Origin of the sequence: Salinicola rhizosphaerae (assembly GCF_014652715.1) — a bacterium.
GTDB classification, from domain to species: Bacteria; Pseudomonadota; Gammaproteobacteria; order Pseudomonadales; family Halomonadaceae; genus Salinicola; species Salinicola rhizosphaerae.
On record NZ_BMZI01000006.1, the window covers coordinates 198868 to 225153 of the forward strand.

Consider the following 26286-nt stretch of genomic DNA (forward strand, 5'->3'; position numbering starts at 1 on the left):
TTTTCAAGGTTACTTCGCCGGATCGATGCACTCACACTCATACTCCTGTCATAACTATCTTGGCCGATGTCAACGCGCTGGTGGACGTTAGCGCCGCGCCGGTTCACGACGGCAGCTTTCGCGACAATGCCTGCCGTAATGCCGGCATCGGTCTGCGCAGGCAGGTCGCGATGAAGGACGACGGATAGCGAAGCCTCCATGCTTCGTACTGCGGCAGTCTAGCATACGCTACACTGCGGGCGCGGAAAGCCCGTGTCGCCACACGGCGTCTCGCGCCGCCGGCTCGCCAGGAGCGAGCCTAATATGGAGACGGCATGCGTAGCGATTCGTTCCCACTGCAGACAAAGATGACACCACGGTTGCGCCGCTGGCTCGGCATAATGGCGTATCTCGTCTTGTTCAGCTACCCCCTGATCCAGGCTGACCGCCTCTATAGAGACGATATCTGGCGCAGTTTTCATGGCGAAATGGGCTGGGTCTCTAATGGTCGGCCGCTGGCAAGCTTCGTCATGGCGTGCCTCAACGGCGGACCACGACTCGCCGACCTCGCGCCGCTACCCCTTTGGCTGGGGCTTGCCACTCTCGCCGCAGCGATTCTTGCCTGGCGAGAGCGTCTTAAGGAGTTTGACCCCGGCACGGCCTGGCTGGCAATGCTGATTCTCGTCATACAGCCGTTCTTCCTGCAAAACCTCTCCTACCACTTCGATGCGCTACCGATGGCGCTGTCTCTTGCCGGCGCCATCCTCGCGGCTGCCTGGGCGCTCCATCCCCGCCCGGACTGCTGCTGGCAAGCCAGGTTCCGCTGGCTTTGCGGCGGCGGCGCCCTACTCGCCTCGCTGCTGCTCTATCAACCGGCTGCCAATGTCTTCTTCGTGCTGCTCGCCTGGCACGCTCTACTGACCATCGCCCAGTTCGGCCGCCCCGACTGGGCCAGGCACGGAACCGCTTTCGCGATCGGAGTCCTGGCGCTGTTCATCGCCAAACTGGTCGCCGACTGGCTGGTTCGCGGTAGCTATAGCGTCGCGCACGCTGCCATGGTGCCCTGGGCACAGCTTCCCTCGCACCTCGTCGAGCAGAACTGGCGATTCTGGCGCTATGCCATGCGACAATTGGACACGCCGATATTCTGGCTATTTTTGGGCTGCGCCGGCGTTGGTACCGTACTGCTGATCGTCGAGACAGCCCGGCACCGCCGCTGGCCCGCGCTGATACCCCTGCTGGTCGTGATGGCCTGCCTGCCGCTGGGCGGGCTAGGCTTCATCGGAGCGCTGGCTGACCCGATCTGGCGTCCGCGCATCATGATCGGCTTCGGCGCGCTCTACGCGGGCAGCCTGTTCTGCGTGCTGCGTGGGCTGCAACAAATACACGGGCTGCAACGACCAGCCGTGCCGCAACGAGTACGCGAGCGGCGACGAATACGCTGGCCCGGCGGAAACGCTATCTGGCTAAGTCGCGGGATCACGCTGCTGGCACTGGCAACGCCGCTGACGCTCTCCTTCGCCTACGGCAATGCGCAGCGCCAGCAGTCGCTGTTCGCCGATCACGTGGCTTCCACCCTCATCGATGATCTGACCACACAGCCCGAGGCTCGACCGCTGGTCATCGATGGGACGCTGCCCTACACACGCACCACGCGCAATGCCATCGCCGTGCATCCGATCGTCGGCGAGCTGATCTTTCCCTATCTCAGCGGTGACTACTGGTGGGGCTATCAGGATCTCTATCGACGAGGCCTGCCGGCCACCTTCGCGTTCACCGACGACATGGGCCTGCGCCACCGATTCGAGGCGCACTGCCTCTCGCTGCCCCCTCTCTCCCGTCGCGCCTGGTACACCCTGTACCGTTTCGAGAGCCACTACGTCGTCGCTCTCGACGGAGATTGCCACCGCGCGCTGACCGCCACCGAGTTGCCCGTCGATGACTGAGTTGTAGCGTCCCTCCTGACCCTGCCATAAACGCCTACACATTCACGGAGCTATGTCAGACAAATGGCGAATGGCGGTTTTTGACCACTTGCCCAACACTGCGCAGGTAAAGGTATCGGTGCCAAGAAATGTGCCGGTATCGGGATGCATTCCAAAAGGACACCTCTATGCATGCATGGACTCTGATCTCGTTTCTATTCTTCACGGGACTCGTCGCTCTCGTGACGTGGCGCATCACGCATCGGGACGATCTCAGCAACACCAGTGGCTATTTTCTCGCGGGCCGCAGTCTCAGCTTTCCGCTGATCGCCGGTTCGTTGCTGATGACCAATCTCTCCACCGAGCAGATGGTCGGCCTGAACGGCTCCGCCTTCGCCGACGGCCTCAGCGTCATGGCCTGGGAAGTCGTGGCCGTCGTCGCGCTGGTACTGCTGGCGCTCTTCTTTCTGCCGCGTTTTCTGCGCAGCGGCATCGCCACGGTGCCACAGCTGCTGCAGGAGCGGTTCGGCCCTACGACCCAACTGATCTGCAACGTCATATTTCTCGTCGCCTATGCGGTCATTCTGCTGCCGATCATTCTCTACTCCGGCGCTGTCGGATTACAGGGCATGCTCGATCTGCCGGTGCTGACCGGCATCGACTCCAGCACCACGCTACTATGGCTGACGGTCTGGGGTGTCGGCATCATCGGGGCGGTCTATGCCCTGTTCGGTGGCCTGCGCACCGTCGCCGTCTCCGACACGATCAACGCCATCGGCCTGCTCGTCGGCGGTTTTCTGATCGTCTACCTCGGCCTGAACGCTGCCGGCGACGGTAACGGCGTGGCCGCCGGCTGGCACGCCATCCAGCAGAGCCAGCCCGAGCGACTCAACTCGCTGGGGCGCCCCGATCAGCAGGTCCCCTGGCCGACGCTGTTCACCGGTGTCTTCCTGATCAACCTGTTTTACTGGGCGACCAATCAGCAGATCATTCAGCGTACCTTCGCGGCCAAAAGCCTCTCCGAGGGGCAGAAAGGCGTGCTGCTGACCGGCTTCCTCAAGCTTCTCGGTCCGCTCTATCTGGTACTGCCCGGTATCATTGCCTACCAGCTCTACGCCGACGAGGGCATTGCCGCCGACCAGGCCTACGGCTACCTGGTCTTCCACCTGTTGCCGCCGTGGCTGACCGGCTTCTTTGCCGCCGTCATGGTCGGTGCCATCCTGTCGTCGTTCAACTCCGCGCTCAACAGCACCACGACGCTGTTCAGCCTCGGCATCTACAAGGGTGTGTTCAAGAAGGAAGCGACCGAGCAACAGGTGGTCAACTCGGGCAAGGTCTTCGGCTGGATCATGGCTGTGGCGTCCATGGCCATCGCGCCAATGCTGGCCGGCCAGGACAGTCTGTTCGACTATTTGCAGACGATGAACGCGATCTACTTCATCCCGATTCTCGCCGTGGTGATCGTCGGCCTGCTGACCAAACGGGTGCCGGAGTCGGCGGCCATCTTCGGTCTGATCGGCGGCATCGTGCTGATCGCCGCCGGCTATTTCGTGCCGCCTTTCAACGGCATTCTCGAGATCACCAATCAGTACCATTTCGTGGCTGGCGTCTTCGTGATTCTGGTCCTCGGCATGCTGCTGATCGGCAAGATCGCCCCGCGCCGCGAAGCCTGGGTGCACGAAGACGTCAAGGCGGTCGACCTGACGCCCTGGAAAGGCGCCGTCCCCGTGGGCATCGTGCTGCTGATTCTCGTCTTTCTGATCTACTTCTCCTTCGCCGGCTGATCGCGCTCGAGATCGACGGCAATCCGCCGAAGCCCCGCCGCCAGACGCGGGGCTTCGGCATATCAGGGGGCCTCGTTATCGCCCAGCCCTTGCCTCCTGCCCCATTTGCCCGCACATTTCTCCTGTACACGCAGGGGTTTATGATGCGCCGACAACTGACTCACGACATTCACAATCTGATCGATCGCGGCCGCGACCGCCAGCTTCGGCTCGCCGTGACCGGTCTTTCGCGCGCTGGCAAGACGGCGTTTCTCACCTCGCTGGTCAACCAGCTTCGACACGCCGGTATCGATGCCCGCCTGGACCTGCTCAAATCCGCACGCGAGGGCAGGCTGCTCGGCGCCCAGCGCGTGTCACAGCCCGATCTCGGTATTGCGCGCTTTCCCTACGATGAAGCCATGGCCTCGCTGCAATCCTCGCCGCCGCAATGGCCGGAACCCACCCGTGGCATCAGCGAGCTGCGGCTGCAACTCAGGCATCGCACGCGCCGCGCGCATGGGCTTCTCGGCAGCACGGGCACGCTGACCCTCGATCTGATCGATTACCCGGGCGAATGGTTGCTCGATTTGCCGCTGCTCGAGCATGATTTCCTGAGCTGGAGCGAATCCCAGCTCGCCGCAATGGGCGAGGCCCGCCAGCAGTTCGCCGCGCCATGGCGCCAGGCAGTCCAGGCTCACGCGCCCGAGGACGCGGTCGATGAAGCTCGCCTCGCCGCTATCGCCGAGCACTACGCGAGCTCGCTGCGAGACGCCCGCGAAGCCGGCTTTTCGCATCTGCAGCCGGGCAGATTTCTCCTGCCTGGCGATCTTCAGGGCGCGCCGGTCCTGCAGTTCTTCCCGCTACCCGGCGTTGGCGAGGCAGACCGCCAGCGGCTGGAAACCTTGCCGGACACCAGTCTCTATCAGACATTGGCCAAGCGCTTTCGCTACTATCAGCAGCACGTCGTCAAACCGTTCTACCGCGATCATTTTCGCCGCTTCGATCGACAGATCGTGCTGGTCGACGTGCTCGGCGCGCTCAATGCAGGCCCCGAGCGCTTCGAGGATCTGTCACTGGCGCTCTCGACGCTGATGAAAAGCTTCGATTACGGCAAGCGCAGCCTGCTGAATCGCCTGTTTGCGCCACGCATCGATCGCCTGGCGATTGCCGCCACCAAGGCCGATCACGTCACCGCCGATCAGCATGGCCACCTGGTCACGCTGCTCGAGTCTCTGCTCGCCGAACCGATCAAGGATCTGCGCTATGCCGACGTGCCGGTTCGTGCGTTTTCGCTGGCATCGATCCGAGCCACCGACGCGCGCGAGATCGAGGAGAACGGAAAGCGCCAGCCGGTGCTCAGAGGACACGGACTGAAAGACGAGCCGCTGCTGATCTACCCCGGCGATGTACCGTCTCGGCTGCCTGCCCCCGGTTTCTGGGAACGCCAGGGCTTCAGCTTTACCGCCTTCCGCCCGCTGGCACCGGCGGACGGCGCCCTGCCTCACATTCGCATGGACGCCGCGCTGGAGTGGCTGATAGGAGACAAGCTGCGATGAGCGACCCACGCCCGGGCCGGCGCTATACGCTCGACGACGCGAGCGAGCCGGCGGCCGAATCATTGAAAAGCGCCCAGACCTACCTGCCGACCCAGGCCTCGCAGCCGGCGCCAGAGCCGGATGATTCCGCCACGGCTGCGCTCGATGCGGCACTCGTCCCGCCGCGCAAGCGCCGCTGGGGTCTGATCGCCGTGCTTGGCGCTTCGCTCGGCCTCGGCACCCTCGAGGCCGGAGAAGCTCTCTATACCTCCGCGCTCGGCGGCGACTGGCTATCCGGCGCCTGGAGCGCCGTCGGTCTGTTGGCGATCGGGCTCGGCGGTCGCGCCGTGCTGAAGGAGCTGTGGCGCCTGCGCAAGTTGAAGCGCCACACTCACCTGCGCTGGCAGCTGGACGATGCGTGGAACGACACGCCGGACGACGGTCAGCCACAGGACACCCTGAAACTCGCCGACGCGCTGCGCCAGCAGATGGGGCTTTCCCGCGAGCATCCGCAGTGGCAGTCGTTTCGGCAGGCGCACCAGGCACACCACAGCCCCCGAGAGACCCGTGAACTGATCGCCTATCACCTGTTGCGCCCCAGAGATCTGGCGGCACGCCGGCTGGTCACGCGGATGTCGGGAGAGACCGCGGTGATGGTCGCGGTCAGTCCTTTGACGCTGGTCGACATGTCGCTGATGGCATGGCGCAATCTTGCCATGCTCGATCGCATCGCCGCGCTCTACGGGCTCGAACTCGGCTACGCGAGCCGCCTGCGGCTGTTTCGTGAGGTGCTGCGCAACATGGCATTCGCCGGCGCCAGCGAGATGGTCTCCGACGCCGGCATGGATCTGCTGTCGATGAACCTCGCTGCCAAACTCTCGACCCGCACCAGCCAGGGGCTGGGGGCAGGCCTGTTGACCGCGAGGCTGGGCCTTCGCGCCATGCGCACCACACGCCCGATCGCATTCGCCCGCGAGGAGCAGCCGAAGCTCGCCGACCTTCGCCGAGAGGTGTGGCAGCAGCTACGCCGGCTGGATGATTCGGCAAAAGGCGATTGAGCGTCACAGACTCCCGAAGCGTCCGAGGCACCGCTTCTGGCGTCGAGGTTCACGTCAGATCGAAGAACGCCCTCAGGGTATGGGCAACCGCCGACTCGTGATGCGCGCCGATGCGTGTCGCCCGCGGCAGCTGGTCGACCACGTCGGGATGGGCATTGGCGACCACGTAGGCATTGCCGACCAGCGTCAGCATTTCGATATCGTTGAAGTTGTCACCGAAAGCGAGCGCCCGCTCGGTCGACAGATCCAGCGCCTTGAGCGCACGACTCAGCGCCGTCGCCTTGTTGACACCGCGCTGCATGATCTCCAGCGAGTTGGCTGCCGAATAGGTCACGTGAAGCGCGTCGCCGTGGCGCTTTCGAATGATCGCCTCTAGGGGCGCCAGCAGTGCAGGCTCGCCGATGTAGAGCACCTTGCCGATCGACTCCTGCTCGACCGTCTGCATATCGTCGACCTGATAGGTGAACCCCGTCATGGCATGCAGCGGCAGCAACTCGGGCGCCTCGGCATCGATCAGCCAGCGATCACGGGTGTAGAGATTGAGCCTGACCGCCGCCGGTCGCGGCAGATCGACCAGCTCGCGCACCCGCTCGGGGGGCACCAGCGTCTCGCTGACGACCGTGTCTTCGGGGTCGTGGACATACGCACCGTTGCTGCTGATGATCCACGCGGGAATCTCCAGCTGGCGACGAATCGCGGCGATATCCTGGTAGTGACGACCGGAAGCCAGCGCAATCCTGTGCCCCCGCGCGGCTAGTGTCCGTAGCGTCTCGCGGGTCAGCCCATCGACGCGGTGCTCGGCGTCGAGCAGCGTACTGTCGAGATCGCTGGCGATCAGATGCGGGTCCATGAAAACTCCTTTCGTGAGCTTGACCAGGCCCCTTCAAACGCGGGTGCCGGGCCGCTAACCATAGCAGCTTCGAGCAGGGCAGTGTCGGAGCCGGCGCGACGGGCGTCAATCACTCGCGGCTAGCGGCTCGTAGCTCGTAGCTCGTAGCTCGCAGCTCAAGCCCTGAGACTCTCGGCCACCGCCCCGGCGTGCGGACCGACGACGACGTGAACGATATCGCCTTCCAGTCGCTGCAGACCTGCCACGCCCAGCGCGCTGAGCGCCGACTCGTCGAGCCGGCGGCGATCGACGAGCTCGAGCCGCAGCCGCGTGGTCGCGACGGCGGCTATTTCGCGGAGGTTATCGATGCCGCCGAGCGCCGTCAGCCACGCGCGCCGAGTCTCGTCATCGAGCCTGGCATCGATCAGCGTCGCCGCCTCGGATTCCATGCCCCGTATGGCGACCTCCGGCGACGCCAGCGTCTCGCCGCGATGGCGCACGGCCTGGCGAATCTCGTCGGCGACACCATCGGCGATCGGCCCCAGGATCACCTGAAGTCCGCCGCCGCGCAGATGCAGGATGCCACGCGCGCCCAGCGCCTTCAGCGCCGGCTCGTCGATCACCGTGTCGTCGTTCATCACCAGGCGCAAGCGCGTGGTGCAGGCGCCGACGCTGACCAGGTTGGCCGCCCCGCCGAGCGCGTCGACGAAGGCCGGGCCTCGCTCGCCATCTCCCGTAGCGCTGATGGTTGCCGCCACCTCCGGCTCACGTCCCGGCGTCGGCAGATCGAAGCGCACGATCGCCCAGCGGAAGATGCCGTAATAGAGCACGAAATAGACCAGCCCGACGGGGATCATCATCCAGCCGTTGGTCGAGAGCCCGTAGGAGAGTGCGTAGTCGAAGGCACCGGCGGAGAAGGTGAAGCCGAGCTTCACATCCAGCATATTCATGACGGCCATCGAGATGCCGGTCAACACGGCGTGCAGTGCATAGAGCACCGGCGCCAGGAACATGAACGAGAACTCGATCGGCTCCGTGACGCCGGTCAGAAACGCCGTCAATGCCAGTGACAGCAAGAGACCGCCGACCTGGGCCCGACGCGTTCTGGGAGCGGCGTGATACATCGCCAGCGCGGCCGCCGGCAGGCCGAACATCATGACCGGAAAGAAGCCGGCCATGAAGCTGCCGGCCGTCGGGTCGCCGGCGAAGAAGCGATTGAGATCCCCCGTGGCGCCGTCGTAGGTGCCGAAGACGAACCAGACGAAGCTGTTGAGCACGTGGTGCAGGCCGGTCACGATCAGAATGCGGTTGAGCACACCATAGACGAAGAGACCGAGGTCGCCGGCATCGATCAGCCACTGACCGAGCTGATCGATACCCTGCTGGATCGGTGGCCAGATGACGCCGAACAGGCCGCCGAGCACGACGGCCGAGAGGCCGGTGGCGATGGGAATGAAGCGTCGACCACCGAAGAACGCGAGATAGTCCGGCAGCTTGATCGTCTTGTAGCGATTGTAGAGCAGCCCCGCGACGACGCCGATGATGATGCCGCCGAGCACGCCCATGTTGATCTCGTCGTTGAGCGTCCCGAGAACCGCGTCGAGCACCAGATAGCCGATCACGCCGGCCAGGCCCGCAGCACCGTTGTCGTCGTCGGCGAGACCGACCGCCACGCCGATGGCGAAGATCAGCGCCAGATTGGCGAAGATCGCGTTGCCGGCGTTGGCGACGAAGCCGATATCCAGCAGATCGGGCTGGCCGAGCCGCAGCAGCAGCCCGGCAACCGGCAGCACCGCGATCGGCAGCATCAGCGAGCGCCCGAGTTTCTGCAGACCGGCCATCAGCCGGGAACCCCAAGTCCTGGTCATGATGCGTTACCTCACGGAGTCATTGTGCTTGTGGGTGAGTGAGTCGAATCGGCCGCCGCCGGCAGCGCTTGAACCAAGCGCGCCCGCACGGCACTGGCGTCGTCGAGCGTCAGCATCGAAGGCAGCAACGCTCTGACTGCCGCCAGATCCCGATCCCGCAACGCTGCTTTGGTCGTGGCGACCCGAGACGGCTCGACCGACAGCTCGTCGGCGCCCAGAGCGGCGAGCACGACGGCGGCCAGCGGATCCCCCGCGGCCGCGCCACAGACGCCGACCGGACAGCGCCCCGCCGCCCCCTCGAGGCACAGTTGAATCAGCCGGATCACCGCCGGGTGCAGCATGTCGCTGCGCGCGGCCAGCGAGGCGACCTCGCGATCCATGGCGAGCGTGTACTGGGTGAGATCGTTGGTCCCGATGGAGAGAAAGTCTGCTTCGGCAGCGAGGGTGGCGGCAGCCAGCGCCGCCGACGGTACCTCGATCATCACGCCGAGCGCGGGAAGCTCTTCCACCCCCAGCGCCTCGGCTCTCGCCGCCAGACGCGCCTTCACCCAGCGCAGCTCGACGACATCCGTGACCATCGGCAGCATGATGCGCAGCGCCGGCCGCCCCGCCGCGTCCTTCGGGGCTTGGCGGCAGGCGCCAATCAGCGCATCGAGCTGAGTGTCGAACAGCTCAGGCAGATTCGACCATAGCCTGATGCCGCGCTCGCCGAGTGCCGGGTTGGGCGCGTCGGGCAAGCTGACGTAGGGCAACTGCTTGTCCGCGCCGATATCGAGAAGACGCACGACGACCGGCTTGCCTTCCATGGCTCGCGCCGCCGCCAGGTACTCTCGCTGCTGGCGCTCGAGATCGGGGGCCACGGCACTTTCCAGGAACAGGAATTCACTGCGCATCAGGCCGACACCGTCCGCTCCCGCCTCTGCCGCCTGTTCTGCCTCCCGCGCCGAGGCGACATTGGCGGCGACATGCAGCCGATGCCCGTCCCGCGTGATCACCGGCTCGTCGACAGCCGCCTGCGCCGCGCGCAGGTGAGCTCGCTGCTGCTCGAGCTGCCCCTCGATCTCGGCAAGTCGAGCCTCGCTCGGCGCGAATTCCAGCACGCCACGGTCGGCATCCAGGCAGGCGCGATCGCTGGCAATCTCGAGCAGCGCCTCTCCCATGGCAACGACGCAGGGCACGCCACGCGCTCTCGCCAGGATCGAGACATGCGAGGTCAGGCCGCCATTTGCCAGGCAGAGACCGGCGATGCGATCCGCCACCTCGACGAACGCCGATGGCGTCAGCGTAGGCGCCATCAGGATGGCCCCATCGATGTCATCTGACGTTGTGGAAACACTCTCCGCGAACTGGGCCATGACGCGACGCTGCAGATCGCGCAGATCGTCGGCGCGCGCCGCCAGCAGCGCATTGGCGCTATCGCGAAGTCTGATGATTTCGACCTCGAGCGCCTCGAACCACGCCTGCCCTGCGCTCTTGCCCGAGGCAATGGCACCGTCGGCGGCCGCGCGAAGGTCGGGGTCCATCAGCCAGGCCCGATGCGCCTCGAATATCTCCGCTTCCGACGCTTCGCCTTGCTGCTGCGCGCGCTCGTGCGCCGAAGCCAGCCAGTCATCCACGGCTGCGATGGCCGCGTCGAGTGCGCGTCCCTCTTCGGCGCTGCCCGCGCCAGACTCAGGCACCTCCGGCAGCAGCAACTCGAAGCGCCTCAGCGGTCCGACCGCGAGACCTGGGCTGGCACCGAGACCGCTCAGCAAGCCCGGCAGGCTCTCCTCGCCGGAGAGCGACCGCGCGTCGGGTGTCGTCTGTGCAAAGGCGTTGGCTTCAGCTGACGCTTCAACTGACGCTTCGGCTGTCGAGAGGAGCGAGGCAGCGGCGTCCAGCGCCTGGGCCGCGCGCTCACCGGTGGCCGTGAGCGTCACCTGGTCTCCACGTCCCAGCGCCAGATTGAGCAGCGCGCTGAGACTCTGGACATCGGCCTCGCGACCCTCATCGGTCACGATCCGCAGCGCCACGTCATATGAACCGGCGATGGCACGCAGCTTCGCCGCCGGTCGCGCGTGCAAGCCGCTGGCAGAGGCGATGACGACCGAGCGCTCTTGCCGATTGGCGACCACACCGGCTGGCGCGGCGGTCGCGCCCTTGCCCTCCTCACCTTCCCAGGTACAGATTTCCTCTCCCCGCTCGACGACGGTGCCTGCCGCTACCCGCAGCGTCGGCGAGCGGGAGAGTGCGAGCGTATCGCCATTCGTCAGCACGATGGGTGAGATCAAGGCGGTGGCGCGCCGGGCCAGCAGGTCAGTGTCGAACTTGCACAGCGGGTCCCCCGCCGAGATCCGCTCGCCCTGGGCGACCAGCACCTCGAATCCCTGCCCCCCGAGGTCGACGGTATCCAGGCCGATGTGAAGAAGCCACTCAGCCCCGCTATCGTCGCGCAGCGTGATGGCATGTGCCGTTCTGGCGACCTGGATGACTTCCCCGTTGCAGGGGGCGTGGAGGGTATCTTCCAGCGGGTCGATGGCGAAGCCGGGGCCCATGGTGCCTCCGGCAAACACCGGGTCGGGCACGTCATCAAGGGAGAGCACGACGCCCTTGAGTGGAGACCGCAGCGAGTGAAGCGCGGCGGATTTGGCGGAAGAGGACATGAAAGCGCTTCCTTGTTGTTGTCAGCTCTCGAGCCGCCCGCGAGCGGTCGGGAATCTAGGATGGTGAAGCCGTCTCGCTACCGGGCGCGAGCGCGGCCGTTGGAGCGACGGGCCGGCGTCGCTATCGCAGCGGTCTAGACGGTGCGCGTTACCTTCTGTAGATGGCGCGGCCGATCCGGGTCCTCGCCCCGCGCGATAGCCAGTCGAGCCGCCATCATGTAGAAGCTCTGGATCACGCTGAGCGGCTGCAGGTCATCATGCCCGGCATCGATGAGCGGCAGCCGACGCTTGGCGACGCTATCGTCGGCCGCCAGCAACACAGTGGCGCCCACGCTCTCGAGCCACTCGGCCAGCTCGAGCAACCCCGCCTGGTCTGGTCCAGGCGGCGCGAACACCAGCACCGGATAGCCGGGCCCGATCAGCGCCATCGGCCCGTGCTTGACCTCGGCTGCGCTGAACGGTTCGGCCTGGATCGCGCACGTCTCCTTGAACTTGAGCGCGGCTTCCTGGGCGATGGAAAGTCCCACGCCGCGCCCGATCACCATGAGTCGATCGACACCGGCAAGCGCCTCGATAGCCGGCTGCCAGCCGCATTCGGCGGCAAGTGCCAGACGCTCGGGCAGGCGTTCGAGCGCGGACAGCAGCGCGGCATCGTCATGCCAGGCACCGATCAGATGCGCGCAGGCAGCGAGCGTGGCGAGATAGCTCTTGGTGGCGGCCACGCTCCGCTCGACACCGGCATGTAGCGACAGCTCGTCGCCGGAAACCGCGGCCAACGGGGAGTCTGCGGTATTGACCAGCGCCAGCGTTCGCGCCCCACCCTCGGCAAGGGCCCGCTGGGTTGCGACCAGGTCAGGACTGGCGCCGGATTGCGAGATGGCCACCGCGAGCTGGCCGCGGACCCGCCAGGGGGCATTCGCCAGCGTGGTCAATGAAGGCGGAAGCGAAGCGATCGGCAAGCCCAGACGCTTCATGCCCAGGTATGCGAAATAGGCGGCGGCGTGATCGGAGCTGCCGCGGGCCACCGTGACGGCCCCGTGCAGATCCGCTTCACGAAGCCCCCGCCCCAGGACGGCAACCGCGCCCGCATTGGCCTGCCATTGCGCACGCAAGCTCTCGGCGGCGCTTCTGGCTTCCTCCAGCATCAGCGACATCAGACGTTCTCCCGCGGCGCGCCAGGCGCCGTCGCATCGAGTTATTGAGAGACAGAGGAGGTGCCGACCGGCGACGCATCCGCCGCTCGGGCAGCGTGAGCGAGCTGGCCGCCGACGTAGACTGCCTCCAGCTCGAGGTCCGGATTCAGCACCAGCACATCGGCGTGACAGCCGGGTGCCAGACGACCGATCTCCTGCTCACCGATGAACTCCGCCGGATACTGCGACAGCCGACGCGAGGCATCGGCCAGATCGAGCCCGATCTCGATCAGGTTACGCAGCGCCTGATCCATGGTCAGCGTGCTGCCGGCGAGCGTGCCGTCCGCCAGGCGCACGCCGCCCAGACATTTGGTGACGCGCTGCTCGCCCAGCCGGTAATCGCCGTCCGGCATCCCGGCCGCGGCGGTGGAATCCGTCACGCCGTAGAGCCTCGGAATCGCCCGCAGCGCGGTCAGAATCGCACCGGGGTGTACGTGGAGCAGATCGGGAATGATCTCGGCGTGCTCGGCGTGCGCCAGTGCCGCGCCAACCATGCCGGGCTCGCGGTGATGCAGGCCGGTCATGGCGTTGAACAGGTGAGTGAAACCGTGAGCACCACTGGCAAGGCCCGCGACGCCTTCTTCGTAACTGCCCAGGGTGTGCCCCATCAGCACGCGGACGCCGCGATCACATAGATGGCGTATGAGCTCGGCGTGTCCGCCAAGTTCCGGGGCGAGCGTCAGCACGCGAATGGGTGCCAGCGCGAGCAGCGCATCCACCGCCTCGACCGTGCCGGGGTGTGCGTAGGGCGGCTGCGCGCCCAGCTTGCCGGGATTGAGAAACGGGCCTTCCAGATGCACGCCCAGCAGGCGAGCAGCCCGCAGCGGCGGGGTTGCCATCAGCCGGGCGATGTCGGTCAGCGCGCGCTGGATATCCTCGCTCGGTGCGGTCATCGTCGTGACCAGCAGCGATGTGGTACCGAAACGAACGTGGGTGCGAGCCATCGTGGCCGCCGCCTCACCGCCCTCCATGGCATCGGCACCGCCACCACCGTGAACGTGAAGATCGACGAATCCCGGCAGTAGCCGCGGATAGTCGTTAGTCATCGGGTCGACCGGCTCACCCTCCAGGGAGACGATCCTGCCGTCCTGCCAGTCCAGCCGGCCCAGACGCCACCCTTGCGGCGTCAGTATGTTGCCGTCGAGGCAGTCGCCATCGCGCTTGGCATCGCTTGAGATCACTGAGTCAGCTCCACCATGAAATCGTAGTAATCGGTGCGGCAGTAAGTCACCGTCAGCTCGCCGGGGCGGCCATCGGCCAGAAAGCCGAGCCGCGTCATCATCAGCAGCGCCTGCGATTCCGGCACTTCGGCCAGCCTCGCCAGCTCGGCATCGGCATTGACCGCGGAGACGTGCTGCAGGGCCCGGACGATCGGCGTGCCGAGATTGTCGAGATGCCGATAGAGCGAGTGCGTCACACTGTCGGGATCTGCCAGCACGTGACTCGGCAGGCAGCTCTCCTCGACCGCGACCACCACGTCGTCGGCCAGGCGCAGTCGCTTCAAGCGCGACACGCGGTGATCCGCGCCGAGGCCGAGCCGCAGACTCTCTTCCGCACTCGGCGTGCTCAGCGCGCGTGACAGCCAGCGCGAACTGGGCCGATGCCCACGCTGCACCAGCAGCTCGGTAAAGCTGGTCAGCCGGGTCAGCGACTGATTGAGTCGCGGCGCGATGAACGTGCCGGACCCCCGCGTGCGCTGGATCAGCCCCTGAGCCACCAGCCCGTCCAGCGCCTTGCGAGCGGTGATTCGCGAAACATTGAGCCTCTCTGCCAGCACGCGCTCCGATGGCAGCGCTTCGCCGGCCTCCCAGTCGCCGGCCTCGATCGCCTCGACGAGCTGCTGCGCCAGCTGCCGGTAGAGCGGCGTGGGCTGATCCGCGTCGAGCTTCAAACGCGCAAGTGTCGATTCCATTCACGCCTCTTCATTTCATGTACGCCCCTGTCGCACGTCACTGTCCACACGCCCCTATCCATACGCGCCTGTCCACACGTTCCTGTTCACATATTCCTATCCATACGCGCCTGCCGAATGATCACACCGGCAATGCCACTTCAATACCACCAACATAACCAGTTGCATACCAATTCGCTATCACTGATGTTTGCGACTTTGGTCTACGACGTCGGGTCTGCCATGCTTAACGCTCTTTCCCTGCATCTGGAGTCACTGCAATGGCCAAGACACTGGTATTGGGTGCCAATGGGCAGATCGGTCGCCAGTTCTGCGCGCTGGCTGCCGACAAGGGCATGCCGATCAAGGCGATGATCCGCGATACCGCGCAGCAATCCTGGTTCGCCGACCGGGGCATCGAGACCGTCATCGGCGATCTCGAGGGGCGACTTCGCCACGCGTTCTACGGCTGCGACCAGATCGTGTTCGCGGCCGGCTCCGGGCCGCACACCGGCGCGGACAAGACCCTCATGATCGATCTACATGGAGCCGTTCGCGCCATCGATATCGCACGCGGGATGGGCCTGCCTCGCTTCATCATGGTGAGCGCCCTGCGCGCCGACCGCGTGCTCGAGGCGCCGGTCAAGCTCAGACCTTACTGCGCGGCCAAGGCTGCCGCAGATGCCCATCTTCGCGCTTCCGGCCTGCCCTATGTCGTGCTCAAGCCAGGAAAACTGACCGATGAGCCGGCCTCGCGGCAGATCAGCACGGACGAAACGCGCCCGGGTGATGCGGTCTCGCGGGCCAACGTGGCCGAGGTGCTGTGTCACCTGATCCAGCATCGCGGCATCCGCCGCTGCGATATCGCCCTGCTCGATGGCGAGCGCCCGATCGAGGAAGCACTGACGCCTTTCGCCAGCTAGCGATTCATGCGCCCGGCGACGGCCGTGACGAGATCACGGCCGCGTCCCACGCCTGCACGTCGCCACGACACTCGGCAGTTGGCGCCGTGCGCACGGAATCCGTATAGTGGCGCATTCGTCCACCGACCGATTCGATCCGATGCTGCAGAACAACGCTCTTCTGGCCCAGCTGAAGCAAGACATTCGTGCCAACACGCCCCGCGTCCAAGGCACGATCAAGGCCACCGACAAGGGATTCGGCTTCCTCGAAGCCGAGGATGGCGCCTCCTATTTCATTCCGCCCCCCGCCATGAAGCAGGTGCTCCACGGCGACCGTATCGAGGCGGTGATCAAGGAAGATGGCGACAAGAAGCAGGCCGATCCCGAATCCCTGATCGAAGCGTCGCTCGAACGCTTCGTGGCACGCGTCCAGAAGCGTGACGGCCGCCTGGCCGTCATTCCGGATCATCCGTCGATCAATCTGGCGCTGAAAGCACGGATCAAGCGCTCGCTCGACGAGTCGACCATCGCTGACGGCGACTGGGTCGTGGCGCGCTTGATCCGCCACCCGCTGCGCCCCGATGATCGCGGCTTTTTCACCCAGATCGACGAACTGGTGGTGAAGAGTGACGACCCGGCCGTGCCGTGGCGCGTCACGCTGGCCCGCCACGCCCTCGAGCAGGAGTGCCCGCCGGCCGCCGAGAGCTGGCCGATGGCCGACGAGGGCATCGAGCGTGAAGACCTTACCGCCGAGCCCTTCTTCACCATCGATGGCGAGAAGACCCGCGACATGGACGATGCGTTGCGCATCGAGGCGGCCGATGACGGCTGGCACCTGACGGTGGCCATCGCCGACCCGACCGCGTACGTGGACGAGTCTCATCCTGCCGACAAGGAAGCCCGCACGCGCGCTTTCACCGTCTACCTGCCGGGACAGAACGTGACCATGCTGCCGGAGGCACTGGCAGACGACCTGTGCTCGCTGAAGCCGGACGTCGAGCGGCCGGTGCTGGCCTGTCGGCTGCACGTGGCAAGCGATGGCACTCTCGGCGAATACCGCTTCTTCGGCGCGACGATTCGGTCGCAGGCGCGCCTGGTTTACGACCACGTCTCCGACTGGCTCGAAGGCAGTGCCGAGGCCGATGCCCCTGCCGAACCGATCGCCACGCAACTCAAGGCACTAGCCGACATGGCGGGCGCTCGTGCGGCGTGGCGCGAAGCCAATACGCTGGTGTTCAAGGATCGCCCTGACTACGCCTTCGACCTCGACGACGCCGGCAACGTGCTCGGCATCCGCGTCGAACAGCGCCGGGTCGCGCAGCGCATGATCGAAGAGGCGATGATCGTCGCCAACGCCTGCTGCGCCGATCTGCTGGCAAAAGAAGTCGGTCACGGCATCTTCAACGTGCACAACGCATTCGATCCGGAAAAGGTCGACCAGGCTCTCGAGTTCCTGACCGCACAGGAAATCGCCGTCGAGCGCGAGCAGCTGACGGAACTGGCGCGCTATCGCGAGCTGCGTCGAGCGCTCGACGACCGCGAGGATGCCTGGCTGGATGCGCGCCTGCGACGCTTCCAGGGTTACACCAACATGTCGGCACGCCCCGGGCCACATTTCGGCCTGGGACTACCGGCTTACGCCACCTGGACGTCGCCGATTCGCAAGTATGGCGACATGGTCAATCACCGTCTGATCAAGCGCGTGCTGAAATCCGAGGCCGCGCCGGAAGAGGCCAGCCTGCGCCTGACCGAGCAGCTCACCGAGCGTCGACGACTGAACCGAATGGCAGAACGCGACGTCAAAGATTGGCTTTACGTGCGCTACCTGGGCGCCACGCTCGAGCACGGCGAGATTTTCGATGCCGATATCATCGATATCCGCCGCGGCGGTATGCGGGTTCGACTGATCGCCAACGGCGCCACCGCCTTCGTGCCGGCGCCGCTGATCCACTCGGACCGCAGTCAGGTCGTGATCGATGACAAGGAAGGCCGCATTCAAGTGGCCGGCGAAGCGCGCTACCAGCTTGGTGGTTCGCTGCGCGTCAAGCTCACGGAAGCGCGTGAAGCCACGCGCTCACTGGTGGCAACGCCCGCCGAGTGAGCGCAGCCCGATTCTGCCGGGGCAGGGAGCGCCCTCGGCAGGCTACCACCATGGTGTTAAATCCCTGTGTCAGCGACACGGTATACTCAAGTTTGCGTCACAGTCGTTGAAGTCATCATCGTTGAAGTCACCGCCATTCAGCCGAATGCGCCTCATCAACAGGGACGATCTTGACAGGGATGGTTTTCAAGAGGAGCGGCTCGTTGCACATTGCCGACGTCACGATGTTCTATGCCCCTGCCAGCGGCGGGGTTCGTACCTATCTCGATGCCAAGCATCGGCGTCTTGCCAGACTGCCCGGCGTCACCTGTAGTCTGCTGATCCCCGGCCCGCAGCTGTTCAGCCACAACGGCATTCACGAAGTTCCCTCTCCCCCGCTTCCGTTCAGCCAAGGTTACCGTTTTCCGCTGCGTCGCCGTGGTTGGGAGCGCGAGCTGCTGCGCGTCGCGCCGGATATCATCGAGGCGGGGGATCCTTACGTCACCGGCTGGGCAGCGATCGATGCCGGACGCAAGCTCGATGTACCGGTGGTCGGCTTCTATCACTCTGACCTGCCTCGCCTGATCAGCAACCGCATCGGCTGCGGCAGCGACAAGCTGGTCGAGCGCTACGTCTATCAGCTCTACAAGCGCTTCGATAAGGTACTCGCCCCGAGCCGCGTGATGGCCGAGCGCCTGACACGTCTGGGTATCGAGCAGGTCGAAATCCAGCCACTGGGCGTCGACCTGGAGACGTTCCATCCGAGTCGCCGCGACGATGCGCTACGTGACCAGCTCAATCTGCCCGAAGACACCAAGCTGATGGTTTTCGTCGGTCGAGGATCGCGCGAGAAGAATCTCCAGTACCTGCTCGAGACGGCGCGCCGACTCGGCAAGGGCTACCATCTCTTGCTGGTCGGGCCGAGCATGCCCAACCAGGTACCCGACAACGTCAGCGTGATCGACCGCTACACGCCGACCGAGGAGGTCGCGAGCTGGCTGGCTTCGAGCGACGTGCTGGTGCACGCCGGCACGCAGGAGACCTTCGGCCTGGTCGCGCTGGAGGCGATGGCGAGCGGCATTCCGGTGGTGGCCGCGCGCGCAGGAGCACTGGCAGAGAACGTGCCGCTCGGCTGTGGCCTGCTCAGCGAGCCCCATGATCCGGCAGATATGGCACGGGCGGTGCGCGAGCTGTTCGCCAATCATGATGCTGCCAACGCCGGCCGCCGGGCGCGTCGCTACGTCGAACGCCATCATGACTGGGACATCGTCATCGACGGCCTGATGACACACTACCGTCGCCTCAGCAGTGCCACGGCCACGACGACTGAAGCACGCCAAGGCTCCCAGCATGGCTGAGCAACACTTCGCTCTGGTGCTTCACGATATCGCGCCGGAAACCTGGCCCGACTACAAGCCGTTCGTCGAGGCGATAGACCGCCTCGCCGAGCGTTACGGCCCCATCCCGATGACCTGGCTGGTCGTGCCCAACTTCCATGGCCGCGGCGAATGCCGGGATAGCCGCACCTTGAGAGGCGTGCTCGACGCGCGTCTGGCGAAAGGCGATGAACTCGCCCTGCACGGCTATTACCACCGCGACGATGCGCCATCGCCACGCTCGTTGCGGGCCTACTACATGCGCCGCATCTATACCTGGGAGGGCGAGTTCTACACGCTCGACAAGGCAACGGCAGGCGCCCTGCTCGATGATGGCCTGGCCCAGTTCGAAACCTGCGGATGGCCGCACGGCGGCTTCGTCGCACCGGCCTGGCTCATGAGCCAGGGCACGCGTGAGGCGCTTCGCACGCGCCCGTTCAGTTACACCAGCGATCCGCAGCACCTGTTTCGTCTGCCGAACTTCCAGACACTCGAGGCGCCCGGTATCGTCTGGAGTGCTCGCAGCGCCTGGCGGCGGCAGATGTCACGTGTCGTCAGCGCCGTCCAGTATCGTCGCATACAGCACGCCCCGCTGCTGCGTCTGGCACTGCATCCGGTGGACATGCGCCATCGGACCTCCTTCGACTACTGGTACAACCTGGTCGAGCAGCTGTTGGCTGGCGGGCGCGAAGCCGTCACCAAGGAGGCCTGGCTGACACGCTGGGCGCCCGATCTTCCCACCATGGCGAGCCGGGACCGCGACGCGGCATGAAACGGATTGTCTGGTTTCTGGCGCTGGGGTTGATCGCAGCGCTGACGATTCCGATTCTGATCGGCGGCGGCGGCATCGTCGATGAACTCCGCGGTTTCCCCACATCGCAACTGTTGCTGATGCTGGGGATGATCGTGGTGTGCTGGAATCTCAATGCTCTGCGCTTGCGCGTGCTGCTGGCCGGACGCGCGGGGCGGCTGCCGCAGTGGCGCGCCTTTTCCATTGTCATGGCGACCGAATTTGCCATCTGCGCCACGCCCGGTGGCACCGGTGGTCCATTGACGCTCCTGGGGCTGCTGGCTCGTCGCGGTGTCAGACCGGCCCAGGCCTCGGCGATTTTCGCCGTCGATCAGTTGACCGACCTGCTGTTCTTTCTCTCCGGTCTCATCGGCGTCGCGATCTACGTATTGATCGAGGCGGTCAACCTGGAACTCGGCTGGCTGGTCGGGCTGCCGACACTGCTGCTGATCACAGCGCTGGTTCTGCTGTGGCTGACGCTGAGCAACTATGCCCGCGTAATGCAGATCACCGGACGCTGGCTGGAGAAGCTCAACGTCAAGCGACGCTCGCGCTTTGGTCTCGCCAGACGTCTGCTGCATTTTCGCAACTCGCTGGTAGAGACGCTGCAACTCCCGCGCTGGCAATTGCTGGCCGTATTCCTCCTCTGCTGCGCCCACTGGCTGATTCGCTACAGCATCCTCTACCTGGTCATTCAGGGCCTTGGGCAGCATATCGACTGGGCCTGGACATTCCTGGTACAGATGGTATCCATGGCGGCCGGCCAGCTCAGCTTCCTTCCCGGTGGCGCCGGTGGCGCGGAGCTCACCTCGTCGGCCATGCTCACACCCTTGATCGGCGCGCAGAGCGCCGCCGCGGCCGTGCTGATCTGGCGCTTCGTCACCTACTATTTCTATCTACTCGCGGGCTTTCCGATCTTTCTTGCCACCGCAGGCAAGGCATTTCTCCGCATGATGAACAAGCGCAAGCGCGGCTGACCGAAGCTTCGCGCGCAAGCCATCACGCCTCCCGGCACTTCCATCTTCGCTGCTGCCATTGCGGCAGTCTTCGCTGCTGCCGCTTGCCCTGTTACCGGCCGGCTTCCCAAACGACAACGGCCCGCCGGGCGATGCCTGGCGGGCCGTTGTCGAGACGATGAAACGCTTACCAGCCGGTAGCGGCCTTCAGCGCATCGCCGATTTCGGCCAGCGAACGCACGGTCTTGACGCCGGCGTCTTCCAGCGCGGCGAATTTCTCGTCCGCCGTGCCCTTGCCACCGGAGATGATGGCACCGGCATGACCCATGCGCTTGCCCGGAGGCGCCGTGACACCAGCGATGTAGGAAACGACCGGCTTGGAGACATTGGCCTTGATGTAGGCTGCCGCTTCTTCCTCGGCGGTGCCGCCGATCTCGCCGATCATGACGATAGCCTCGGTCTGCGGATCACCCTCGAACATCTCGAGGATGTCGATGAAGGTCGAGCCCGGGATCGGGTCGCCACCGATGCCCACGCAGGTGGACTGGCCGAAACCATGATCGGTGGTCTGCTTGACCGCTTCATAGGTCAGGGTACCGGAGCGCGACACGATACCGACCTTGCCGGGCTTGTGGATGTGGCCCGGCATGATGCCGATCTTGGTTTCGCCCGGTGTGATGACACCCGGGCAGTTCGGGCCGATCAGGCGTACGCCCAGCTCGTCGCACTTCACCTTGACGTCAAGCATGTCGAGCGTCGGGATGCCTTCGGTGATGCAGACGATCAGCTTGATGCCCGCGTTGGCGGCTTCCAGGATCGAGTCCTTGCAGAACGGCGCCGGCACGTAGATGACGGACGCTTCAGCACCCGTCTTCTCGACCGCCTCCTTGACGGTATCGAACACCGGCAGGCCCAGATGTTCCTGGCCGCCCTTGCCCGGCGTCACACCACCGACCATGTTGGTGCCGTAGGCGATCGCCTGCTCGGAGTGGAAGGTCCCCTGGCCACCGGTGAAACCCTGGCAGATGACCTTGGTGCTCTTGTCGATCAGGATACTCATTACTTGCCCTCCGCCGCTTTGACGACCTGCTGAGCCGCGTCAGTCAGGCTGGTAGCAGCGATGATGTTCAGACCGCTGGAAGCCAGCTTCTCGGCGCCCAGCTCGGCGTTGTTACCTTCCAGACGCACCACGACCGGCACGTTGACGCCGACCTGCTCGACGGCACCGATGATGCCTTCCGCGATCATGTCGCAACGTACGATACCGCCGAAGATGTTGACCAGTACGGCTTTGACGTTGGTGTCGGAGAGGATGATCTTGAACGCTTCCGCCACGCGCTCTTTGGTAGCACCGCCGCCCACGTCGAGGAAGTTGGCCGGGCTACCGCCGTTGAGGTTGACGATGTCCATGGTGCCCATGGCCAGACCGGCGCCATTGACCATGCAGCCGATGTTGCCGTCGAGCGCGACGTAGTTGAGCTCCCACTCCTGGGCGTGTGCTTCGCGCTCATCTTCTTGCGACGGGTCACGCATCGCCTGCAGGTCCGGATGGCGGTACATGGCGTTGGCGTCGAGGTTGATCTTGGCGTCGAGGCAGTGCAGGTTGCCCTCGTCGGTGATCACCAACGGGTTGATCTCCAGAAGCGCCAGATCCTTGTCGTGGAACAGCTTGGACAGTCCCAGGAAGATTTTGGTGAACTGCTTGATCTGCTCCTTGTTCAGGCCGAGCTGGAATGCCAGCTCGCGCGCCTGGTAAGGCTGGGCGCCGACCAGCGGATCGATTTCGGCCTTGAGGATCTTCTCGGGTGTTTCCTCGGCGACCTTCTCGATCTCGACACCACCTTCGGTCGAGGCCATGAACACCACGCGGCGCGTGGCGCGGTCGACGACCGCGCCGAGATAGAGCTCGCTGGCGATGTCGGTGCAGTTCTCGACCAGAATCTTGGCGACCGGCTGACCCTTCTCGTCAGTCTGATAGGTCACCAGGTTCTTGCCGAGCCACTGCTCGGCGAACGCCTTGGCTTCGTCAGCGCTGGTGACCAGCTTGACGCCACCGGCCTTGCCGCGGCCGCCCGCGTGAACCTGTGCCTTGACGACCCACTTGTCGCCACCGATTTTCTTGCAAGCCTGAGCGGCTTCCTCGGGAGTGTCGACGGCAAAGCCCTTGGACACCGGAAGACCGTAATCGGCAAACAGCTGTTTACCCTGATACTCGTGAAGGTTCATCGATTCATGCCATTAGGTTGCATGTGACTCGAATGGCAGCGGGTCGTGACAATGACCCGCCGCCCCCGTGCCGCGTCCCAGTCGAGAGAGCGGCACCTCAATGCAAGAAGCCAGCGGGAAACTTACTTGCGCTTCTTGCGGTTGGCCATGTGGATGGCGTGACCATCGACAGCCAGTGCCGCCTCGTGCACCGCTTCGGATAGCGTCGGGTGCGCGAAGCAGGTCAGAGCCAGATCCTCGGCGCTGGAGCCGAACTCCATCGCGATCACGCCCTGAGCGATCATCTCGCCGGCGTGCTGACCGAGAATGTGCACGCCCAGAACGCGGTCGGTCTCGGCATCGGCGATGACCTTGACCATCCCTTCCGGCGCGTTGTTGGCGAGCGCGCGGCCGCTGGCGGAGAACGGGAACGACCCGGTCTTGACCTCGATGCCCTGCTCTTTCGCCTGCTGCTCGTTCATGCCGACCCAGGCCACTTCCGGCGCGGTATAGATCACACTGGGAATGGCGTCGTAGTTCATCTCCGGCTTCTGGCCAGCGATGATGTCGGCCACCATCACGCCCTCTTCGGACGCCTTGTGCGCAAGCATCGGACCGCGCACCACGTCACCGATCGCATAGACGCCGGAGACGTTGGTCCGGCACTGGTCGTCGACGAAGACGAAGCCGCGCTCGTCGAGCTTGATGCCGGCGCTGTCGTCGAGCAGGTTCTCGGTGTAAGGCTTGCGTCCCACGCACACGATCAGCTTGTCGAAGGTCTGCTCCTGCTCGCCTTCACTGTCGGTGTACTTGACCACGACTTCCCGCTTGTCGCCCTTGCCCTTGATGTCGGAGCCGGTGACACGCGCCCCCAGCTTGATGTCCAGACCCTGCTTCTTGAGCAGTTTCAGCGTCTCCTTGGAGATCGCCTGGTCGACCATCGGCAGGAAGCTATCGAGCGCTTCGAGCACGGTGACCTCGCTGCCCAGACGGCTCCAGACGCTGCCAAGCTCGAGGCCGATGACGCCGGCACCGATCACGCCGAGCCGCTTGGGCGCTTCGCTGAACTCCAGCGCGCCGGCGGAATCGACGATGATGTCGTCGGTCATGGGCGCCGGCGGAATGTTCACCGGCACCGAACCGGAGGCGATCACCACGTTATCGGCTTCGTAGGTCTGGCTCTTGCCGTCGTGGCCGGTGACCTCGACCTTCTTGCCGTCGAGCAGCTTGCCGGTACCTTCCAGCGCGGTCACGCCGTTGGCCTTGAACAGCATGCTGATACCGCCGGTGTTCTTGGCGATGACGCTGTTCTTGAACTCGAGCATCTTCTTCACGTCGGTCGAGACGTCGCCGACGTTGATGCCGATCTCGGCAAAGTGATCGCGCGTCTCGACGAACTTGTGCGAGGTCTCGAGCAGCGCTTTCGACGGGATGCAGCCCACGTTCAGACAGGTGCCGCCGTGGACGGTCTTGCCTTCCTTGTTGACCCACTTCTCGACGCAGGCCGTCTTGAGCCCCAGCTGCGCGGCATGAATCGCGGCCACGTAGCCGCCGGGGCCCGCGCCAATGACGATGACATCGAATTTATCGGCCATTATCGGTTTCCTGTTCGCTTCGTCGATCCTTCGCCGGGACGTGCCCGGCAAAAGATCAAAAATGACGAGATGAGTGGCTATCGGCTATCGCGCGACGCTTAGATATCGAGCAGCAGCCGTGCCGGATCTTCCAGCAGCGACTTGATCGCGACGAGGAACTGCACGGCGTCCTTGCCATCGATCATGCGGTGGTCGTAGGAGACGGCGAGATACATCATCGGTCGAATTTCGACCTTGCCGTTCACCGCCATCGGACGCTCCTGAATCTTGTGCATGCCCAGGATCGCGGTCTGCGGCGGATTGAGAATCGGCGTCGACATCAGCGAACCGAAGATGCCGCCGTTGGTGATGGTGAAGGTGCCGCCCTGCATATCTTCAATGCCGAGCTTGCCCTCGCGACCGCGCTTGCCGAAGTCGCCGATCGCCTTCTCGACGTCAGCGAGCTTCATGCTATCGGTATCGCGCAGCACCGGCACGACCAGACCGCGCGGCGTGGAGACCGCAACGCCGATATCCTGATAGCCGTGGTAGACGATATCGGTGCCGTCGATCGAGGCGTTGACGTCGGGGAAGCGCTTGAGCGCCTCCGTGGCCGCCTTGACGAAGAAGCCCATGAAACCGAGCTTGACGTCGTGCGCCTTGAGGAAGGTGTCCTTGTACTGGCTGCGCAGCGACATCACCGCACTCATGTCCACCTCGTTGTAGGTGGTGAGCATGGCGGCGGTCTGCTGGGCCTGGACCAGTCGCTTGGCGATGGTCTGGCGCAGGCGGCTCATCGGCACGCGCTGCTCCGGACGCTCGCCCTCGACGGCAGGCGCCTTGGGCGCGGCTGCACCGCTCTTGGTAGCAGGCGCCGGCGCGGCAGACTTCTTCGCCGAGCCGTCCTTGATCGCTTTCTGGACATCCTCCTTCAACACGCGGCCACCCTTGCCGGTGCCGGTGATCTTGCTGACATCGAGATCGTTCTCGGCGGCCAGCTTGCGTGCTGCAGGCGCCAGAATCTTGCCGTCGACCTGAGTGTCGTCTTCACTGCCTTCGGCGGCGGATGCCTGATCCTGATCGTCAGCGGACTCGGCAGACGCCGCGCTGCCGCTCGCGCCTTCCGCGAATACGGCCAGCAGCGCTTCGGATTCGACCTGCTCGCCTTCCTGAACCTTGATCTCGGAGAGCGCGCCATCCGCGGGGGCGACCACTTCGAGCACGACCTTGTCGGTCTCGATCTCGGCCAGCACCTCGTCACGCTTCACCGCCTCACCGACCTTCTTGGTCCAGCTGGCAACGGTCCCTTCCTGAACCGACTCCGGAAAGCTCGGCGCCTTGACGTCATGACTCTTGCCGGCGGCGGCCGGCTTGCTGTCACCGCCTGCCGGCTTGCTGTCCGCTTTCGCGTCGGCGGCGGGCTTCGCTTCTTTCTGGCCACCTTCGCCGGCAGCACCCAGCACGCCAAGCACCTGCTCGGATTCGCAGGTGTCCCCTTCCTCGATCTTGATCTCGGAGAGCGTACCCGCCTCCGGCGCCACGACTTCCAGCACCACCTTGTCGGTCTCGATCTCGACGATCAGTTCATCGCGCTCGACGCTGTCTCCCACCTTCTTGTGCCAGGTGGCAACGGTCCCCTCGGCAACGGATTCGGGGAACGTCGGCGCTTTGATATCAGTAGCCATGTCGTATCCTTAGTCTCATTTCTCTCGCATCTGTC

19 protein-coding genes are annotated in these 26286 nt (G+C 64.9%); 9 read left to right on the forward strand and 10 right to left on the reverse strand.

Annotated features, from left to right (window positions below):
- Positions 1-314: 314 nt before the first annotated feature.
- The 4 genes from IE125_RS14320 (at position 315) to IE125_RS14335 (ending at position 6260) form a co-directional block, all read left to right on the forward strand.
- A complete protein-coding gene (locus IE125_RS14320; RefSeq protein ID WP_189445351.1) occupies positions 315-1925 on the forward strand; it encodes a glucosyltransferase domain-containing protein in 1611 nt (536 codons plus the stop codon).
- Positions 1926-2092: 167 nt separating this feature from the next.
- Positions 2093-3688: a solute:sodium symporter family transporter gene (locus IE125_RS14325; RefSeq protein ID WP_189445352.1), complete on the forward strand. Its 1596-nt coding sequence runs from the start codon at positions 2093-2095 to the stop codon at positions 3686-3688.
- Positions 3689-3831: 143 nt separating this feature from the next.
- Positions 3832-5223, forward strand: coding sequence for a YcjX family GTP-binding protein (locus IE125_RS14330; protein ID WP_189445353.1), 1392 nt, complete (start codon positions 3832-3834; stop codon positions 5221-5223).
- Complete coding sequence (locus IE125_RS14335; protein WP_189445354.1) at positions 5220-6260, forward strand: YcjF family protein; 1041 nt, start codon at positions 5220-5222, stop codon at positions 6258-6260. The genes IE125_RS14330 and IE125_RS14335 overlap by 4 nt, the downstream gene beginning before the upstream one ends.
- A 49-nt stretch (positions 6261-6309) precedes the next feature.
- Here IE125_RS14335 and IE125_RS14340 read toward each other — a convergent pair whose 3' ends face one another.
- The 6 genes from IE125_RS14340 to IE125_RS14365 form a co-directional block, all read right to left on the reverse strand.
- Entirely contained in the window at positions 6310-7110 is an 801-nt protein-coding gene (locus tag IE125_RS14340) for a Cof-type HAD-IIB family hydrolase (protein ID WP_189445355.1), read from the reverse strand.
- 155 nt (positions 7111-7265) lie between these two features.
- A complete protein-coding gene (gene nagE, locus IE125_RS14345; protein ID WP_189445356.1) occupies positions 7266-8957 on the reverse strand; it encodes an N-acetylglucosamine-specific PTS transporter subunit IIBC in 1692 nt (563 codons plus the stop codon).
- A gap of 11 nt (positions 8958-8968) precedes the next feature.
- On the reverse strand, positions 8969-11599 hold the full coding sequence (gene ptsP / locus IE125_RS14350; RefSeq protein WP_189445357.1) for a phosphoenolpyruvate--protein phosphotransferase: 2631 nt from the start codon (positions 11597-11599) through the stop codon (positions 8969-8971).
- Between the two features lie 134 nt (positions 11600-11733).
- Positions 11734-12753, reverse strand: a complete 1020-nt coding sequence (locus IE125_RS14355; protein WP_189445358.1) for an SIS domain-containing protein — start codon at positions 12751-12753, stop codon at positions 11734-11736.
- Between the two features lie 41 nt (positions 12754-12794).
- A complete protein-coding gene (nagA, locus tag IE125_RS14360) occupies positions 12795-13973 on the reverse strand; it encodes an N-acetylglucosamine-6-phosphate deacetylase (RefSeq protein ID WP_229809128.1) in 1179 nt (392 codons plus the stop codon).
- Positions 13970-14704, reverse strand: coding sequence for a GntR family transcriptional regulator (locus IE125_RS14365; RefSeq protein WP_189445359.1), 735 nt, complete (start codon positions 14702-14704; stop codon positions 13970-13972). The genes nagA and IE125_RS14365 overlap by 4 nt, the downstream gene beginning before the upstream one ends.
- A 260-nt stretch (positions 14705-14964) precedes the next feature.
- On the opposite strand from IE125_RS14365, the gene IE125_RS14370 reads away from it, so the two are divergent.
- The 5 genes from IE125_RS14370 (at position 14965) to gpgF (ending at position 20808) form a co-directional block, all read left to right on the forward strand.
- On the forward strand, positions 14965-15606 hold the full coding sequence (locus IE125_RS14370; protein ID WP_189445360.1) for an NAD(P)H-binding protein: 642 nt from the start codon (positions 14965-14967) through the stop codon (positions 15604-15606).
- A 139-nt stretch (positions 15607-15745) separates the two neighbouring features.
- A complete protein-coding gene (locus IE125_RS14375; protein ID WP_189445514.1) occupies positions 15746-17686 on the forward strand; it encodes an exoribonuclease II in 1941 nt (646 codons plus the stop codon).
- A 203-nt stretch (positions 17687-17889) separates the two neighbouring features.
- Positions 17890-19023 (forward strand): N-acetylglucosaminyl phosphatidylglycerol synthase, encoded by a 1134-nt coding sequence (gene gpgS, locus IE125_RS14380; RefSeq protein ID WP_189445361.1) that lies wholly within the window; start codon positions 17890-17892, stop codon positions 19021-19023.
- Entirely contained in the window at positions 19016-19813 is a 798-nt protein-coding gene (gene gpgD / locus IE125_RS14385; RefSeq protein ID WP_189445362.1) for an N-acetylglucosaminyl phosphatidylglycerol deacetylase, read from the forward strand. The genes gpgS and gpgD overlap by 8 nt, the downstream gene beginning before the upstream one ends.
- On the forward strand, positions 19810-20808 hold the full coding sequence (gpgF, locus tag IE125_RS14390; RefSeq protein ID WP_189445363.1) for a glucosaminyl phosphatidylglycerol flippase: 999 nt from the start codon (positions 19810-19812) through the stop codon (positions 20806-20808). The genes gpgD and gpgF overlap by 4 nt, the downstream gene beginning before the upstream one ends.
- 166 nt (positions 20809-20974) lie before the next feature.
- Here gpgF and sucD read toward each other — a convergent pair whose 3' ends face one another.
- From sucD to odhB, 4 genes are all read right to left on the reverse strand, one after another.
- Entirely contained in the window at positions 20975-21847 is an 873-nt protein-coding gene (gene sucD, locus IE125_RS14395) for a succinate--CoA ligase subunit alpha (RefSeq protein ID WP_189445364.1), read from the reverse strand.
- Positions 21847-23013: an ADP-forming succinate--CoA ligase subunit beta gene (gene sucC / locus IE125_RS14400; RefSeq protein WP_189445365.1), complete on the reverse strand. Its 1167-nt coding sequence runs from the start codon at positions 23011-23013 to the stop codon at positions 21847-21849. The genes sucD and sucC overlap by 1 nt, the downstream gene beginning before the upstream one ends.
- A gap of 122 nt (positions 23014-23135) precedes the next feature.
- A complete protein-coding gene (lpdA, locus tag IE125_RS14405; RefSeq protein WP_189445366.1) occupies positions 23136-24587 on the reverse strand; it encodes a dihydrolipoyl dehydrogenase in 1452 nt (483 codons plus the stop codon).
- A 98-nt stretch (positions 24588-24685) separates the two neighbouring features.
- Complete coding sequence (gene odhB, locus IE125_RS14410; protein WP_189445367.1) at positions 24686-26251, reverse strand: 2-oxoglutarate dehydrogenase complex dihydrolipoyllysine-residue succinyltransferase; 1566 nt, start codon at positions 26249-26251, stop codon at positions 24686-24688.
- Positions 26252-26286 lie beyond the last annotated feature (35 nt).